This window comes from Citrobacter sp. Cf072, from assembly GCF_030334485.1.
Taxonomy (GTDB): Bacteria; Pseudomonadota; Gammaproteobacteria; order Enterobacterales; family Enterobacteriaceae; genus Citrobacter; species Citrobacter freundii.
In genome coordinates this window covers 209,991-227,584 of the sequence record NZ_JAOWDX010000038.1, presented here as the reverse complement: position 1 = coordinate 227,584, position 17,594 = coordinate 209,991, and the positions used below count along the sequence as shown (strand labels likewise).

Here is a 17,594-nt window from a genome sequence, read left to right as displayed (position 1 = left end):
TATCAAACAGTAATATCTTTCCACTCGATAATTTTTAATGCCCCAGTCGGACAAGCATTGGCGCATTCCCCGCATAACACACATTTTGAGGACTTTTTCGTTTCGGTATTTACGGTCGCCATCATCCACGGGCAGGCTGTGGTACACGCGCTACAGCCAATACAGCGTTTGTGGTCCACCGCAATACAACCGTCTTCCTGCTTCCAGGTAATTGCACCTATCGGGCAGACCTTCATACACTGCGGATCTTTGCATTGCCGGCAGGTATCAGCGGTATAGTTTAAATCGCCATACAGCCCACCACCGGACCCGACACCATCATCGCCAAAGAAGAAATTGCGATGGATTTTTATCCGGGAAAAGAAGGTACCCACCGCCCCATCGTTATAATTGGTACAGGAAATTTCGCAGCGGTGACAGCCCGTACAGCGAGCTCGCTGGGTCACCAAAACCCCTTTAGGCGTATTGATAAGCCCAACAGTCCCACTATCGACATCTTCCTGCTTACAACCAAAAAGGGATAACAGCGCGGGAGCAATCGTTAATCCCGCCAGTCCTTTTCCTGATATCCGCAGAAATTCTAGTCGCGTTAAACCACAATCTAAAAATGGACGATCAACCTGGTTCATTTATTTCGCATCCTCTTCGCAAATGCTGTGGTAGCAACACCTTCAGGCTAATTTAAACCAGCGCAGGTCAAGCCATATCGGGCGGTTAATGTTGCCAACAACACGTAAATTTTTGCCCTAACCTGATCGCATAAATGACGGTGGTTAAACTGAATGAATCTAATCCTTTAGGGTTAGGCACAGAAATAATGTGGTTATTCAGCATGCATAGTCTTGATCGTCATCAATTAAAAAACGGAAGGGATATAATTAATGCGGAGTGAGATTTATTATCATTAAGATAAATTGAAATAGCACTTCATATGTATTGCAAATATTTGTGACTCCACTCTCATATATATTTTTATATATCATCCGATATACAATTAAATATATAGCGAGTTTGATAGCATTAATTGCAACGCTAAATTATAATTATTGATAGATTAACGTAATGAGAATAAGAGGACGGCGAGAGAAACTACCGCCCTCTTTTTGCGGATTAACCGGCCAATGCTTTAATTACGGTCTCAATAGCCTGTTTTTCTAACTCACTGCGCTTCACACGCTGGTTCGCAAGGGTGGTTCTCAATACTCCCGCAATGACGATATGCTTAGGCTCTTGTCCCAGATCGCGCATTTCCAGCACTACTTTACCGACTACTCTGCACATTTCACGGTACAACTCGTCGTCTTTCGTCTGATTTCCCATTTTTGCCCGCTCGTCATTAACTCAAACCAACAGCATATATCACTCTGAGGATTTAGACAAAATTCAATGAAAATCAAAGAAATGTCATCATTCTACTGAACTCTCTGAAGTCGATTTACAAGCTCAGCAAGACTTCCCGCCTGCATTTTTTCCATCACCCGCGCCCGGTGCACTTCAACCGTACGCACGGCAATATTCATGGCATCAGCAATTTCCCGATTCATTAATCCTTTTGCTACCAGATGCGCCAGTTCCCGTTCTTTTGGCGTAAGCTGTTGATAGCAGCAGATGATCTCTTGTCGCGAGAACGCCGCTGCCGAGACCTGCAAGGCATGTTCTAATGCTGCCTGAAGCGGCACGGCTGACACCGGTTTTTGCAAAAAATCGACCGCGCCACGTTTCATTTGCTCAACCGCCATCGGCACATCGCCATGCCCGGTGAGAAAGACCACCGCCAGCGTGCTTGCTTTCTGACGCATGATTTCATGCACAGCGTGCCCATCCAGTACCGGCATACGCATATCCAGCAGCAGTACACCCACCTGGTGCAGATTTGCCTCAGCGAGGAATTTCTCACCTTGCTCCCAGCAAGACACTTCATATCCCAGACTTTCCAATAAAAACGCACAGGCCTGGGTGACGGCAATGTCGTCATCCAGCAGATGAATTATCGCCACTACGGCCTCCTTCCCGATTTGGTTTAAAATATAATGTCACTCTCGCCCCCGCTTTTCCGTCCGGGGCCTGCTGATTGTTGATCTCAATATCTCCGTTTGCGTAGCGCACCAGTCGCTGACAAATGACCAGTCCTAGTCCCATGCCTTCTTTGCGAGTGGTCATAAACGGCTGAAACGCCTGATACAACTGCGTCTCGTCAATGCCTCCGGCATTATCCTGCACCTGAATACTCACACCACCATCCTTATGCAGGGCGCTAAACCAAACTGTGGTAGCCCCTGCCTGGGCGGCATTGAGTACCAGATTGGCCAGCACCTGCTCAAGAAGAACGCTTGGCAGCGTCAATGTTAACGCCTTGCTGACCTGTGTGTGCAGCGTTACCGCCGGGAATTGCTGGGGCATGCGCAGTAATTGCCAGACGTGATGGATAGCATCGTGAACGTTGATGGCTTGCCAGTCATCGGGAAGTACCGGATTGCCCTGTGCCTGGCTGACCCACTGCCGGAGATTGCGCAGCGTATCGGCCCCCCTTTGTGCCTGGGTGTCGATGTGCTCAAGCACGGGCAGCAACGGATGCTGCTCATCCTGACCGCGCAGGCGAATCAGACAGCCTTGGGCATAATGGCGGATAGCCGACAACGGCTGATTGAGCTCATGGGCAAAACCGGAGGTCATCTCCCCCAGCACGCTCATTTGTCGGGCAGTCTCCAGCGCCTGTTCCTGTTTGTGCAACAACACGTTGTTCCGCTCTAGCTGCCTGCCGCGTCGGCGAACCAACAGCATTACCCAGATGTAATTGAGCGTCAGCAACAGCAACACGATGGCCACGCCCCCCATTGCCAGTCGGTGTTGAATAAACCAGCTTTTGACATCCAGCCACAGCTGACGCTGCTGCGGATGCTGGCGGACATCGCGCAACAACGCTTCCACCTCGCGGGTCGAGGCGGGCGCTCCCCAGCGAAATGTCGCGTTTTGCGGTGCATTGAACAGCACCCGCGTGACGCGATCGGCCAGCTCGTCACTCACTGCAGGTAGTGCGGCAAATGACCAGTCAGGATAGAGCGGTGTACTGGTCAGACAGGGAATTGAGGTCGGATGGTTCAACACGGTCATAAAATCGGTTTTACGAATGAGGCCTTCTTCATCCATTTTTTCCAGCAGACACACCGGCACGATCACCGCCTGCACGGCTTTTTCACGTAATAAATAGAGTAAGGCATCGGCGGGAAATCCGGTAAACGTCAGTCGTAAATCGCGTTCAGGACGCAGACCGGCATCACTGAGCGCTTTATATCCCAGCAAATAGCCGCCAAAAGCCTGAGCATCAATGGCGCCAACCGTTTTGCCGATCAGATCGTGTGGGGAGGTTATCCCGCTGTCGCGTCTGACGAGGATCGCGCTGCCAATCACGTTACTGGTGGCTTTCCCACCACGGGTGGAGCGTAGCGACGCTAGCCAGCGCAGCGCAGAACGGCTGTTTAGCTGAACAAACTGCGCCGGATTAGTAACAACAAACTGCACCGTTCCACGATTCACCGCCTCCTGCATCTGGTGCAGATCCAGAGGTTGAATATGAAACTGTTCGCCGGGGATTTGCTGATTCAACAATGTTTCCAGCGGCTGCCAGTGATTACGTGTAGAAACCTCCCCGCGCATCGCCAAAACGCCAATGTTCCATGTCTGCGCCCTGACCGCGCCGCTTAGCATCCACAGCGACGCCAGCACTGTCAGACATCTTACTACGTTGCGTCCCACTCAATTGTCCCTGTCAATTATGTTGTTTTAGATCAACAACAAGCCGGGTATGTGGTTAACCACAATAGAGTATACCCCGTCACGATTTTTACACTGTAAATCATTGAGATTCTTTATTCATCACACGCAAATCAACGGCGTGACCAATGTTTCGTTGTTGCATCGTGACGGGAGAAAATATGGACAGCAGTAAACGGCAGTTTCTCCAGCAACTGGGCGTCCTGACCGCTGGCGCATCACTGGTTCCGCTGGCTCAGGCGAAATTTCCCTTTTCGCCTGAACGCCATGAAGGCTCACTTCAGCATCGCTACGCCATGCTGGTTGACCTGCGACGCTGTATTGGCTGCCAGGCATGTACCGTCAGTTGCGCCATTGAAAACCATACGCCACAGGGCGAATTTCGTACCCTCGTCAACCAGTATCAAGTACAGATTGAAGGTCAGCAAAGCGTCACCAACGTCCTGCTGCCGCGACTATGCAACCATTGTGATAATCCCCCTTGCGTGCCCGTTTGCCCGGTACAGGCCACTTTCCAACGCGAAGACGGCATCGTGGTGGTCGACAACACACGCTGCGTTGGCTGCGCCTATTGCGTGCAGGCCTGCCCTTATGATGCGCGATTCATCAACCATGAAACGCAAACCGCCGATAAATGTACCTTCTGTGTTCACCGCCTCGAAGCGGGGCTGCTCCCGGCCTGTGTAGAATCCTGCGTCGGCGGCGCGCGCATCATTGGCGATATTAAAGATCCACACAGCCGCATTTCACAAATGCTGCATGAACACCATGACACCATCAAAGTCCTGAAGCCGGAAAGCGGTACTTCTCCTCACGTGTTCTATCTGGGACTGGATGAGGCGTTTGTCACCCCATTGATTGGACGTGCTCAACCCGCTCTCTGGCAGGAGGTTTAAATGAACCATTCACTAATTATCGACGAGGTTCTGGCCCATCCCCAGGACGTAAGCTGGTTACCCTGGGCCGTACAATATTTCTTTTTCATCGGCATTGCCGCCTGCGCCGCACTGTTCGCCTGCGTTCTCCACTGGCGCAAAAAAGAAACGGCAGATCTGGAGAATCTGACGCTGTTAATCGCTCTGACCTGCGCGATTACCGCACCGCTGGCGCTGACCGCTGATCTACACCAAACCGCCCGCGTCTGGCATTTCTATGCGTATCCGACGCCCTGGTCCTGGATGCCGTGGGGCGCACTGTTCTTACCGCTGTTTACCGGTTTTTTAGGTCTGTGGTTTCTGGCGCAGCACGTTAAACGACTAACGCTAAAAAGTTACAACGTCACAAAATGGTTAGCACTTGGTAGCGCGCTGTCCGCCATCGGATTGCTGGTTTACACCGGCCGTGAAGTGTCGGTGGTGCAGGCGCGTCCCATCTGGTTCAGTTACGCCTTTCCGGTTGCGATGTTCCTCAGCGCGCTGCAAACGTTTCTTGCCCTGCTTATTGCCACGACAAATAGCAAGGGCGTACTGCCGCGTAAGCTAGCGTGGGGGCAAATGGTCACGTTGATCGCACTGGCTATCGTGGTGTTGATCTGGGTGAGCGGTAATACGCTTTCCGGTTCGGCTATCCGCCAATGGCTGGATGTTGCTTCTTCAGCACAACACTACGCTATCGGTTGGGTTGCGTTATGGCTTGTTTCACTTGTTCTTTGTGGGTTGGTTGTACGTTACCCCTTGTCGCTACCGCTGCGCATATTACTCGCTTTTAGCGCCATGGCGCTGTGCTGGCTAATGCGCTGGACGTTACTCATCCAGGTGCAGACCGTACCGAAATTTAACGCGCAGTTTAATCCCTACACCCTGCCCGGCGGCACCGATGGCTGGCTGGCCATTGTGGGTACCTTCGGCCTGTGGATAGCACTGATTATTATTGTTCGTGAAGCCCTGAACGCGATCGCAAGGAGAATGCAACATGGCTAATTTAACCCGTCGTCAGTGGCTTAAAGTGGGCCTTGCCGTAGGTGGCATGGTGACTTTTGGCCTGAGTTATCGGGATGTGGCAAAGCGCGCGATAGACGGTTTGCTGGACGGAACCTCGGGCAAAATTACCCGTGACCGCATCTTTGCAAACGCGCTCATCCCTGAAGCCAACGCCCGGCCGCACTGGCAGCAAAACCCGCAGCAGGTGATCTCCATGACACAGTGTTTTGGTTGCTGGACGCAGTGTGGCGTGCGGGTTCGCGTTGACACTGAGCAAGGCAAGGTGCTGCGCATTGCGGGCAACCCTTATCATCCGTTGTCGCACGAGCACCATATAGACGCCTCCGTCCCCTTTACCACGGCAATGGAACAGTTGGCCGGGGAGTCAGGTCTTGACGCACGTTCCACCGCCTGCGCCCGTGGTGCAACTTTACTCGAAGGTCTGTACAGCCCGTTACGTATTCTGGAGCCCATGAAGCGCGTCGGTAAGCGCGGTGAGGGAAAATGGCAGCGCATCAGCTTCGAACAGCTGATCAAAGAGGTGGTGGAAGGCGGAGATCTGTTTGGTGAAGGCCACGTTGATGGTCTGAGAGCCATCCACGATCCCGCTACACCGCTTGATGCGAAACATCCCGGCTTTGGCCCAAAATCCAATCAACTGCTGGTCACTAATACCAGCGATGAAGGACGTGATACCTTTTTACGTCGCTTCGCACTGAACAGTTTCGGCAGTAAAAATTTCGGTGCTCATGGCGCATACTGCGGTCTGGCCTATCGGGCTGGTTCCGGCGCGTTAATGGGCGATTTGGATAAAAATACCCACGTGAAACCCGACTGGGATAACGTCGAATTCGCGCTGTTTATGGGCACCTCTCCGGCGCAATCCGGCAACCCGTTTAAGCGCCAGGCCCGCCAGTTGGCCAGCGCCCGTTTACGTGACGACTTCCGCTATGTTGTGGTAGCGCCCGCCCTGCCATTAACCACGGTGCTGACTGACGATCGCGGCCACTGGCAGCCCGTACGACCGGGAAGCGACTCCGCGCTGGCGATGGGGATGATAAGCTGGATTATCGATAAACAACGCTATAACGCTGATTATCTCGCCATTCCCGGCGTGCAGGCCATGCAGCAGGCAGGAGAAAAAAGCTGGACTAACGCCACTCATCTTGTGATTACCGATGAAATTCCAACGCTTGCCGGACAACACCTGACCCTCGCCCATCTGAGCACAAACGCCGCCCAGGAGCCGGTGGTCGTCAACGAGGCCGGTGAGATTGTCGCCGCCAACAGTTGCCCGCGTGCGCAACTGTTTGTTACCCGCGAGGTGACGCTGGCTGACGGGCAGACGGTAACGGTAAAAAGCAGCTTCCAGCGTCTGCGAGAGTCCGCAGAGAAACTGTCGCTAACGCAGTACAGCCAGCAGTGTGGGGTGTCAGAAGCAGACATTGGCACTCTGGCCGACGCATTCACCCGCCACGGACGTAAAGCGGCAGTAATTACGCACGGCGGAATGATGGCAGGCAATGGATTTTATAACGCCTGGTCGGTAATGATGCTCAATGCGCTGATTGGCAACCTCAGTCTTGAAGGCGGTGTGTTTGTTGGTGGCGGCAAATTCAATGGTGCCACCGACGGTCCGCGCTACAACATGGACAGCTTCGCCGGGAAGGTAAAGCCGAAAGGGTTAAGCATCGCGCGCAGTAAAACCGCTTATGAGTCTTCCGAAGAGTACCGCAATAAGGTAGCTGCCGGACAATCCCCCTTCCCGGCTAAGGCCCCGTGGTACCCGTTTGTCGCAGGTCAGCTTACCGAACTCCTCGTCTCGGCGCTTGAAGGTTACCCTTATCCGCTGAAAGCCTGGATCTCAAACATGACCAACCCGTTTTACGGCATTGCGGGATTACGTGGCGTGGCGGAAGAAAAGCTTAAAGATCCTGCGCGTTTGCCGCTGTTTATCGCCATTGACGCCTTTATGAACGAAACCACGGCGCTGGCAGATTACATCGTGCCGGATACCCACAACTTCGAAAGCTGGGGATTTAGCGCTCCGTGGGCAGGCGTGGCCAGCAAAGCCACCACCGCGCGTTGGCCTGTCGTCAGACCTGCGACCAGCCTCACGGCTGACGGTCAACCGGCCTCGATGGAATCTTTCTGTATCGCAGTGGCAAAGCGCATTGGGCTACCTGGATTCGGCGACAATGCGATTACCGATCCGCAAGGTAATCACTATCCGTTGAATCGTGCGGAAGATTACTACCTGCGCCTCGCCGCCAATATTGCGTTTATGGGCAAAGCCCCGGTTGCAGAGGCACAGCCGGAAGACATAGCGCTAACCGGAGTACAGCGGATCATGCCTGTGATGACCCAAACGTTGAAACCCGATGAAATCAGCCGAGTTGCGTTTATCTACTCCCGCGGCGGGCGCTTTGCGCCGGACATCAGCGGACGAGTTGATAACCGCGTCGGCAATGCCTGGGAAAAACCGCTCCAAATCTGGAATGCGAACGTTGCCGCGCACCGCCATGCAATTACCGGCGAGCGCTACAGCGGCTGCCCGGCCTGGTATCCTTCACGTCTGTCTGATGGACGTGCGGTCGAGGAGTTGTTCCCGGAACAAGAGTGGCCGTTGAAACTGATTTCCTTTAAATCCAATACCATGTCCAGCGCCACGGCGGTTATCCCGCGCCTTCATCATCTGAAACCGGTTAATCTGGTGGCGCTCAATCCGCAGGATGGTCAGCGGTATGGTTTAGCACACGGCGATATCGTGCGTATCACCACCCCTGGCGGTCAGGCGCAAGCGCAGATAAGTCTGCTGCATGGCGTCATGCCGGGCGTGATCGCCATTGAACACGGTTACGGGCATAAAGAGATGGGCGCAGCTCAGCATACGCTCGACGGCAAGCCAATGGCATTTGATGCACAGATAAAGTCAGGGATTAATCTCAATGATTTGGGCTTTGCGGATCCTACCCGGCAGGTTGCCAATACCTGGCTTGACTGGGTGTCGGGTGCGTCGGTGCGTCAGGGGTTGCCAGCGAGAATTGAGCGTATATAACTTTAGCGCCGGATGACAACGCTAACGCGATTTATCCGGCCTATGACGTTCAAAGTCATTGGCTATAGAGATAACTCCAACAGAAGTTACTCAATGACGGCAAAGTTGGGTCAAAAGAGGTTTTCTGGCACAAACTAATAAAGTAAGGAACAAATCACATGCTGTCTTCGCTTACGGTTTGGTTGCTGATAATGATTCATTAGGCGATTCAGTATCAAATGGCAGAGTTGGTGAAATAGAGTTAATTATTGATAAAAGCCGAATTTTATAATTCATTTATCCGATAAATAGATAAACCCTTGAATATTTAAAACCTAAATTTCACATGCGGAATTTAGGTTTTTTTTGTGTAATTTGAGAACATAGTCACATTAATTAAATGTGAAATAGTTTGATATCATACACCAATTAGTCTGGATATTTAAAATAGGGACTTAATCTATGAACTTCTGGGATGAAGATAAGCAAGGCTTTTTATTATCTCCTGGAGATAGAACAAGTTGCGGTGGTTATATTTTGGAAAATACTGATCTCCCTCGTATCAGAGGAATTAACATAGCATGCGAAGGAGATGAATACATATGCGGCCTTGATGGTCAACGATACAAAATTGAAGGCGGCGTACCAAATGGTTCACATATAGAGGTAGGTAGAAATTTAATTAGAAATACCTTCAAGAATGCCTTTGATGATGACATCGATTATGAAGGTCAAAAAATAACACCAGCCTCAGAGAGACTGAGGAAAATGCAGGAAGAATCAGGTTTACAAAGACGTTCATATAATTCACTTAGAAATTTCAATGAAATATATGAACGCGATGATTTTATTGGTTCTGCAGGAGGTATAATACCTGGACGGAAAAGAATCATTACTGGAGATAAGGAAAATAAATTCTTAACTTCAAATTTTAGCACAGGTTTTCGAACAAGGATTTCCAGGCATTTATTTGATACTTACACAAGGATGGGGAAAGATTTATCAGGTTATGAAACAGAAATAATATGTCTCCTTGCAGGCTCCGCACACAGTAGAGGTTCATGCAAATGTCATTGCAGGTTTACACCACGTTTTAATTTAACATACAGATATGATGAATATCTTTTGTCCAGTTTTCAATCAGTAAATAATACCAGTAATTCAAAACCGGAGACACCACCTGTACGGCATCAGCGCCCCTCTGAAGCAAGACAATCGGTTGAACCCGGTTTTTGTGTCGTGCCAGATCAAACATCACCTAAGAAATATGAGTGTGAGTTAATAGTCAATCCACCATCGGGAGTAAGAGAGTTATACCGCCAACTAAATCCAGAAAGAGGAAAAAAACCAGGTTCAATATTGATTGTTGCTGATCCTGAAAAAATTGATACCGATAAAATAAATCATATTAAAGTTGCCAGAGATAAAATTGATCTGGCTTTAGCACCATTAACAAATGAAGAGGCTAAAATTCTATTTGAAAACAGAACCCCGGTAGATATATTCGCATCAAATTTATACAGTGATGCGCTAGGAACAAGTGGCGACATTTTGGGTTATATAAAGGACGCGGGAGGAAACTATTATGAAGAAATTAATAAAAAATTAAATCAAATTCAGGGTCTATACCAAAGAACTTATAGCGAAAATGCTGGTCGTATTTCTGGTGAGGAATTTTTTGGTCAGCGAAAGCGGTTGTTTAAAGAGCTTGATGCTATTATGAATAGATTATCAAAAGAGCAATTAGATCTAAAACAATATGATAATATAAAACAGGCACTAGGACTATCAACAAAATCAATTATACATAAATGGGATCAAACTGGTATAAATGATATTGAAGGGTATGCAAGTTATATAGAAAAATCCGCAAAGTTATTTAAAATAATGAAAACCGTAGGTTATGTTGGTGTCGGCCTCGATTTTGCTAGTTACACTACAAATGTATACGATGCTTGCGCAAAAGGCCGTGAAAGTGAATGTAGAAAAGCCGCTATCTCTGAATATAGTAAGTTTGGTGGTAAACAAACTGCAAGTATGTTTGCCAGTGGTGCTGCTGGCACAGCTTCCAGAGCTGTTTGCATGTGGGCAATGGGTTTTGCTAGCGCAGAATTTGCAGGCGCTGGTGCTGCATTATGTTTAGCGATCGGCACTGGTGCTGGAATCTTAGCAGGTAAAGGTGCTGAAAAATATGGAGAAAAAGCAGGAGAGTATGTGGGAGAAATTATAATTAATAGTCCAGAAAAGCTTACCTACTCGCCCGAGACATTTATGGAAGAATCAGGAATCCTTATATATGAAAAGTTATTTGATAGAAAATTACGCTAATTTACAAGGTTTGATAGGAATAAGTTTTATGTTTTTAATGCTAGCAATAATCTTTATATCTTATGTTATTAATGGTTATAATTACAAGATAATTGCAAAAGCATATGAGAATAAATTTGGTTTGCTTCCTCAAACAGCACGACTGGCAAGAGGGGCGAGTTTGATTGGCACTCCTGCGGCATATTTCGCAAAAATAGATTTTATTATGGGGAGCCTTATATTCCCATATAATAGAGTAATCAATCATGATATGAGTATTGAATCTTATAATTATATTAGAAACCTTCCAGGTCATTTGACTACCGGGTTTAAAATAGAAGCAGCCCTATGGCTTGCTGAGTTAGTATTAGCGATGGCTTTTATGCTAATAGAGTTTATTGTTTAAAAACAGGGACTCCGGTGGAGTCCCTTTTTAACTTTTATTTCAATGTGCCATATGTTTGAACAACAATCCAGCCATATGGTTAACCGGATCGATTGACGTCAACGTTCCGGTCCATCCTGTATGACTATAGGTTTCTGAAATGGTTAACACACCGGACGTTGACGGCATCGATGCGTTACCGTTCATACGCCACTCGGCAAAAAGCGGATTAGTTGTTTACCGGGATCACCGCGCCTTTATATTTGGTACGGATCCAGTCCTGGATTTCTTTGGAGTGCAGGACATCGACCAATGCGACGATATCCTTCTTCTTCTCGTCGCCACGATGCACGGTAATGATGTTGGCATACGGGTTGTTTTCACCACTTTCAACGGCAATAGGATCTTTCACCGGATCCAGCCCGGCGTCGATGGCGTAGTTGGCGTTAATCACCACCGCATCGCCTTCGTCGTTGTTATACATCTGCGGTAACAGCGCGGCTTCCACGTTTGGCAGGAACTTCAGCTTTTTCGGGTTTTCGACGATATCGCTAATGCGCGCGGTTACTTTATCCACGCCCGGCTTCAGCTTAATAACACCCTCTTTTTCGAAAATCGACAGAATACGGCCTTCCTCAGATACCGCATCGCGCATGATGACTTTGCCGCCTTCCGGTAGTTCTTTAAGCGATTTCACTTTTTTCGAATAGATACCAATTGGCTCAATGTGAATTGCTCCGGCGCTGACGAAGTCATACGTTTTATCGCCCGCATGATCTTTAATCACACTGTTCAGGTACGGAATATGCTGGAAGTAGTTAGCGTCAATCTCACGACCAGCCAGCGCGGTGTTCGGCAGAATGTAATCCTGGAACGGTTTAATCTCCAGATCGATCCCCTGTTTCGCCAGAATCGGTTTGGCCTGTTCAAGGATCTCCGCGTGCGGCACGTTAGATGCACCAACGGTCAGAGTGTCTGCCCAGGAGGCAAAGCTCAGAGCGCTTAAGGTTGCTGCGGCGAGTAACGTCAGTGATTTTTTCATGATAATGGTTTCCGTATTTTATTAGCGTTTATCTAACAGAGAGGTGATCACATCGCCGCAAAGCTGGATGATGAAGACAATGAGCAAAATCGTCACCGTCGCCACCAGCGTGACGTCGCTGTGGTTGCGCTGGAATCCTTCCAGATAGGCCAAATTCCCTAAACCACCGGCACCAATTACCCCTGCCATCGCGCTGTAGCTAACCAGCGCAATTAGCGTCACGGTGATCCCGGACACCAGAGCAGGAGAGGATTCCGGCAGTAAAACCCGAAAAATAAGCGTGCTCAGCCGTGCGCCCATCGAACGTGTCGCTTCAATAACGCCTTTATCCACTTCACGCAGAGCGATTTCGACCAGACGTGCATAAAACGGCGCTGCACCGACAATCAGCGCAGGCAACGCGGCATTGGCGCCGAGAATGGTGCCTACCATCGCTTTGGTAAACGGGATCAGCAGCACGATCAAAATGATGAATGGGATTGAACGAAAGATATTCACCACCAGCGAAATAGCGCTATATACCGCTCGGTTGGGGAACAATCCGCCGCGCGCGGTCAGGAACAATGCCAGACCAAGCGCGATGCCCAGAATAAAGGTCGCAGCACCCGAAAGGGCCGTCATATACAGCGTTTCCTGGGTTGCCGCTAACAGTTGCTCCCACTTCAGATGGGGAAACAGTTCTTCAGCCATGTTGAATCACCTCGCCTTCAATGTCGCTCTGGCGCAGGTCGGCCAAAATATTGTTCAATTGTTCCTCAGAGGCCACCACGTGCACCCAAAGTTGACCAAACACACCGTGTGCGGTTTGCGTCATTTTGCCGTGCAAGATATTGAATGGCAGGCCATAGCGCAGGGTCAACTCGCCAACCACAGGCCGGTGCGTGCGTTGCCCGGTAAACGTAAGCTTGATAACTACGCCGCCAAGCTCGCTTGCCAACTGCGGATTAAACTCGTCTTCCTCGGTGTACTGACTCACCTGACGAACGAACTGTCGGGTGATCGGCTGCTGTGGTTGGGTAAAGACGCTGAGTACGTCACCTTCCTCAACAACTTTGCCATTTTCCATTACCGCCACGCGATCGCAGATTTTACGTACCACGTGCATTTCATGAGTGATCAGCACAATGGTCAATTTGAAGCGACGGTTAATATCGAGGAGTAAATCGAGTATCTGATCGGTAGTTTGCGGATCCAGCGCCGAGGTGGCTTCGTCACACAACAGGACATCCGGATTGTTCGCCAGCGCGCGGGCAATTCCTACACGCTGTTTTTGCCCGCCGCTGAGCTGGGACGGATACGCATTTTCACGACCGCTCAGCCCAACCAGCGTAATCAGTTCAGCAACCCGCTGTTTGATTGACGCTTTGGACGCGCCAGCGATTTGCATAGAGAAAGCAATATTTTCGCTAACGGTCCGTGACCACAGCAAATTGAAGTGTTGAAACACCATGCTGATTTTCAGTCGTGCCTGGCGTAACGATTCCCCACGGGCGGCAGAGATATCGTGGCCGTTAATCATCACGCTGCCGGAGGTCGGTTTTTCCAGCCCATTGAGCAAACGAATTAAGGTGCTTTTACCTGCCCCGCTGTAACCAATAATGCCGTAAATCTGTCCCTGTTCAACCGTCAGGTTGACGTTATCGACAGCGGTGATGGCAAGCCTTCCTGGCATAAACACTTTCGAAATATTTTTCAGGACAATCATGTCGTTTGGGTATCCGCTGCTGCTTATTGTTCTTCTGCTATTGCTTTTGGCTGTTTAGCAGTATGGATGTCCAAACGAGTGTAATCAGCGGAATTGTCTTTTAAAATGAATTAAAAAGTATTTGATATAACATTTAGATATATATGTCGCGAACACTGAACAGATACCCGTCCTATCCCAGCCACGATGATGGAAAAACTCCTGACATTTTTGTTCACTGTTTTTTTTATCTCAACCCATCTCAATTTATAACTGAATCGAGCAAGCCAGCACCTTTTAAATGCGACATAGGAAATTGCAAAACTAATACATGACTGTGCTCACAAGATATCTTGCGTTAATTGTAAACATATAAAAATAAAGAACGTGTAATCCACTTTTTATTATTCTCAATAATTTGGTTTTGCTTCCGGTTTACAGCATGATCTGTGATTCATTTCACCACATGGCAACATTACTATAAATACAATTCAGCAAAATACACGGAGGCTTTAATGTTTAAAGAAGAAAGGCGTACATCTATTCTTAACTTACTCATCAAAGATCATAGTGTCAGCGTGAGAAAACTCGCCGTTCTTTTTAATGTTAGCCAGGAGACTATACGTTCAGATCTTTGTTATTTTCAGAAAACAGGAATGCTTTTGCGTTGTTACGGTGGTGGTATTGTTAACCGCCAGGCATTAAGCAAGTTGATAACAGAAAATAAAATTGATATCTCCGGCACAATTTCAACTCCGGCAAACAAAGATTTTCGATTACATAGAGAAGGCACGAAAATGTCGGGAAAAGTTTGTATATTAGGTTCATTTAATATTGATGTATCGGCTACCGTCCCCTGGCTTCCGCAAAGCGGTGAATCAATCCTCGCAAGCCAGTTCGGTTTTTATCCAGGAGGTAAAGGTGCTAATCAGGCATTGGCCGCAAATAATGCTGGCACCGACGTCCACTTTATTTTTAAAGTAGGTAAAGATCAGTTTAGCTCTTTTGCCCTCAATCATATTATCCAATCTGGTATAAATTCATATTGTGCTTATCAGACTGATGATGCACCCACCGGAAGTGCATTAATTTATGTTTCAGAGCAGGATGGTGATAATATCATTGCTATCTATCCTGGTGCCAATATGATGCTAACCAGGCACGAAATTAATGAACAGCAGGGTCATATATCTGAAGCTAACGTTTTGCTAATGCAGCTGGAGACTAATATCGATGCTATTGAAGAATTTGTTCGCTTGGGTAAATTAGCAAACAAGACAATTATTTTGAATCCGGCACCTTATACCAAAAATGTTAGCCGTTTATTACCTTCAATAGATATTTTAACACCTAACGAAACAGAAGCATCATTTTTATCGGGCATTACAATATTAAATATTGATGATGCTCAAAAAGCAGGGAATATCATTCTTCAATCAGGCGTTGAGAAGGTCATTATCACTCTCGGCGCACAAGGATCATTACTGTGCGAACGCCACCGTACTTTGTTTATCCCAGCCTGGAGTGCCGTCGTCAAAGATGCTGCGGGCGCGGGTGATGCATTTAATGGCGCACTGGCCGCCTCACTTGCCCGTAAATCAGACCTTGTATCAGCCATTCAGTATGCCTCTGCCTTTGCTTCACTGGCAGTTGAACAAGAAGGCGCATCGAGCATGCCGCAGCATGAGCTGGTACTACACCGGATGCGCACTCAATCGCATGATATTATTAATATCAAATAATAGGATCTCAGTATGAAAATTTTATTTATCGGTGAGTCATGGCATATTCATATGATTCATTCTAAGGGATATGACAGCTTCACATCCAGTAAATACGAAGAAGGCGCTGACTATCTCTTATCCTGTCTGCGCCAGCAAAATATCACTATCGACTACATGCCAGCGCATATTGTACAAACCCGCTTCCCGCAGACGGTGGAGGAACTTGATATATACGATGCTATCGTGATTAGCGATATAGGCAGCAATACTTTTTTGTTGCAAAACAAAACTTTTTATCACATGAATATCATCCCGAATGCGTTAGCGCTGATTAAAGAATATGTCTCAAATGGCGGCGGTCTGTTAATGATTGGCGGATACCTTTCCTTCACCGGCATTGAAGCGAAAGCAAATTATAAAAACACCCTGCTGGCCGAAGTTTTGCCTGTCGAAATGCTGGAGCATGATGATCGCGTTGAAATTCCGGAAGGATGCTGCCCAATCAACACGGAGGAACAGCATGTCATTACGCAGGACCTGACACAGTGGCCCCCCTTGCTCGGTTATAACAAATTGCGTTCCAAGGTAAACAGCATCACGTTGGTCAAAATAAATGACGACCCACTATTAGTTCTCGGTGAGTACAATAAAGGTAAAGTCGGCTGTTTTGCCAGTGATTGCGCACCGCACTGGGGAAGTCCGCAATTTATGCAATGGGAACATTACAAGTCATTCTGGTGTAACGTTCTGCAAGCAATTAAAAAATAAACGCCAATCTGCAGGTGATTATTGAATCACCTGCCCTTTCCCCTCTGTATCGGTTAAAAATATGCAAAGTCACTACAAATATGGTGAAATGTTTTGCGATAGCATATTAACCAGCTATCGTATTTATGGCGACCCGGCATCTCAATTAATGCCATTAATTATCTTACACGGCGGTCCATCAGGCGGTTTTGATTATCTATTAAATTATCATGAGCTGTCTGATGATGGACGCATGGTGATATTTTACGATCAATATGGTTGTGGTCGTTCGACGCATTTTCCGCTGGCGGATGCCTCATTCTGGACAATAGAACGTTATCTTCAGCAACTTCGCCAATTAATCAGTCATCTGAATATTGGTCAGCGATATTCATTACTCGGACATTCCTGGGGAGGTATGCTGGCAGCAGAGCACGCCTGCACGCAACCGGAAGGGTTGAGTGGTGTGATATATGCCAGCGCTCCCGCCAGCATACCACTTTGGCAAAGCGAAGTACTGCGATTGTTTAAAGAACTCACGACTCGCGCTGATGCAATGCCAGACGATGCCATTATGCAGGCAAAAATCTATCAGCATCCGCCTGAACAACTTATTGCCTACTACAAAAAACATGTTTACTCCCTGGCGCAAGAACCGCTGCATATTCAGCGTTCTGATGCGCAATTTGCCGCCGATCCCACCGCCTACCATGTGCTATGGGGCGCCAATGAACTTGCGGTGAATGGCTTGCTGGCGCAGTGGGACATCACCCGTTCATTGCACAAGATTCGATGCCCAGGATTAGTCCTTCATGGTGAGTATGATCAGGCGACATCACAGGTCGTTCAACCGCTTATTACCCATATAACCCACTGTCGGGGTGTCACGATTCCTGACAGCAGCCATAACCCACATGAAGAAAATACCGAGCCTTGCCTCACTGCTGTCCGTGAGTTTTTACGAGGCCTTGATTAACA

General features: G+C 48.3%; 15 protein-coding genes and 1 pseudogene. 8 read left to right on the top strand and 8 right to left on the bottom strand.

The annotated features are described in order from the left end of the window. Positions 1 to 2 precede the first annotated feature (2 nt). The 4 genes from OGX66_RS07020 to ttrS all read right to left on the bottom strand — a co-directional run bounded on the left by OGX66_RS07020 (position 3) and on the right by ttrS (position 3,705). Positions 3 to 629 carry a ferredoxin-like protein gene (locus tag OGX66_RS07020; RefSeq protein WP_003029338.1) on the bottom strand — a complete coding sequence of 209 codons (627 nt, stop codon included), beginning with the start codon at positions 627 to 629 and terminating at the stop codon, positions 3 to 5. Between the two features lie 481 nt (positions 630 to 1,110). Continuing rightward, positions 1,111 to 1,320 carry a fumarate hydratase FumD gene (fumD, locus tag OGX66_RS07015; RefSeq protein ID WP_003029345.1) on the bottom strand — a complete coding sequence of 70 codons (210 nt, stop codon included), beginning with the start codon at positions 1,318 to 1,320 and terminating at the stop codon, positions 1,111 to 1,113. Between the two features lie 92 nt (positions 1,321 to 1,412). After that, complete coding sequence (gene ttrR, locus OGX66_RS07010; RefSeq protein ID WP_003836549.1) at positions 1,413 to 1,997, bottom strand: tetrathionate respiration response regulator TtrR; 585 nt, start codon at positions 1,995 to 1,997, stop codon at positions 1,413 to 1,415. Next, positions 1,972 to 3,705, bottom strand: a complete 1,734-nt coding sequence (gene ttrS / locus OGX66_RS07005) for a tetrathionate respiration histidine kinase TtrS (protein ID WP_085954020.1) — start codon at positions 3,703 to 3,705, stop codon at positions 1,972 to 1,974. Before ttrS ends, ttrR begins: the two co-directional genes overlap by 26 nt. A 227-nt stretch (positions 3,706 to 3,932) precedes the next feature. On the opposite strand from ttrS, the gene ttrB reads away from it, so the two are divergent. From ttrB to OGX66_RS06980, 5 genes are all read left to right on the top strand, one after another. After that, a complete protein-coding gene (gene ttrB, locus OGX66_RS07000) occupies positions 3,933 to 4,667 on the top strand; it encodes a tetrathionate reductase subunit TtrB (RefSeq protein WP_353655291.1) in 735 nt (244 codons plus the stop codon). After that, complete coding sequence (gene ttrC / locus OGX66_RS06995) at positions 4,668 to 5,690, top strand: tetrathionate reductase subunit TtrC (protein ID WP_270932834.1); 1,023 nt, start codon at positions 4,668 to 4,670, stop codon at positions 5,688 to 5,690. Next, positions 5,683 to 8,748 (top strand): tetrathionate reductase subunit TtrA, encoded by a 3,066-nt coding sequence (ttrA, locus tag OGX66_RS06990; RefSeq protein WP_210959659.1) that lies wholly within the window; start codon positions 5,683 to 5,685, stop codon positions 8,746 to 8,748. The genes ttrC and ttrA overlap by 8 nt, the downstream gene beginning before the upstream one ends. A 441-nt stretch (positions 8,749 to 9,189) precedes the next feature. Next, on the top strand, positions 9,190 to 11,055 hold the full coding sequence (locus OGX66_RS06985; RefSeq protein WP_270932835.1) for a PAAR domain-containing protein: 1,866 nt from the start codon (positions 9,190 to 9,192) through the stop codon (positions 11,053 to 11,055). Then, positions 11,024 to 11,440 (top strand): hypothetical protein, encoded by a 417-nt coding sequence (locus tag OGX66_RS06980; protein WP_003836560.1) that lies wholly within the window; start codon positions 11,024 to 11,026, stop codon positions 11,438 to 11,440. Before OGX66_RS06985 ends, OGX66_RS06980 begins: the two co-directional genes overlap by 32 nt. Positions 11,441 to 11,482: 42 nt before the next feature. Here OGX66_RS06980 and OGX66_RS06975 read toward each other — a convergent pair. The 4 genes and pseudogenes from OGX66_RS06975 to OGX66_RS06960 all read right to left on the bottom strand — a co-directional run. Then, positions 11,483 to 11,632: pseudogene (locus tag OGX66_RS06975) on the bottom strand (penicillin binding protein PBP4B); the annotation flags it as partial. 16 nt (positions 11,633 to 11,648) lie between these two features. Continuing rightward, positions 11,649 to 12,461: a MetQ/NlpA family ABC transporter substrate-binding protein gene (locus tag OGX66_RS06970; protein WP_016150148.1), complete on the bottom strand. Its 813-nt coding sequence runs from the start codon at positions 12,459 to 12,461 to the stop codon at positions 11,649 to 11,651. Positions 12,462 to 12,482: 21 nt separating this feature from the next. Next, complete coding sequence (locus OGX66_RS06965; RefSeq protein ID WP_003029361.1) at positions 12,483 to 13,151, bottom strand: methionine ABC transporter permease; 669 nt, start codon at positions 13,149 to 13,151, stop codon at positions 12,483 to 12,485. Beyond that, the gene (locus OGX66_RS06960; protein ID WP_270932836.1) at positions 13,144 to 14,166 is read right to left on the bottom strand and encodes a methionine ABC transporter ATP-binding protein; all 1,023 of its coding nucleotides are present in this window, start codon (positions 14,164 to 14,166) and stop codon (positions 13,144 to 13,146) included. Before OGX66_RS06960 ends, OGX66_RS06965 begins: the two co-directional genes overlap by 8 nt. A gap of 494 nt (positions 14,167 to 14,660) precedes the next feature. Between OGX66_RS06960 and OGX66_RS06955 the strand changes: the two genes are divergently transcribed. The 3 genes from OGX66_RS06955 to OGX66_RS06945 all read left to right on the top strand — a co-directional run bounded on the left by OGX66_RS06955 (position 14,661) and on the right by OGX66_RS06945 (position 17,592). Then, positions 14,661 to 15,887, top strand: coding sequence for a PfkB family carbohydrate kinase (locus OGX66_RS06955; protein WP_016150146.1), 1,227 nt, complete (start codon positions 14,661 to 14,663; stop codon positions 15,885 to 15,887). Between the two features lie 12 nt (positions 15,888 to 15,899). Beyond that, positions 15,900 to 16,637, top strand: coding sequence for a glutamine amidotransferase (locus OGX66_RS06950; RefSeq protein ID WP_061550031.1), 738 nt, complete (start codon positions 15,900 to 15,902; stop codon positions 16,635 to 16,637). A gap of 61 nt (positions 16,638 to 16,698) precedes the next feature. After that, positions 16,699 to 17,592 carry a proline iminopeptidase-family hydrolase gene (locus OGX66_RS06945; RefSeq protein ID WP_044712287.1) on the top strand — a complete coding sequence of 298 codons (894 nt, stop codon included), beginning with the start codon at positions 16,699 to 16,701 and terminating at the stop codon, positions 17,590 to 17,592. The last annotated feature ends 2 nt before the right edge of the window (positions 17,593 to 17,594 follow it).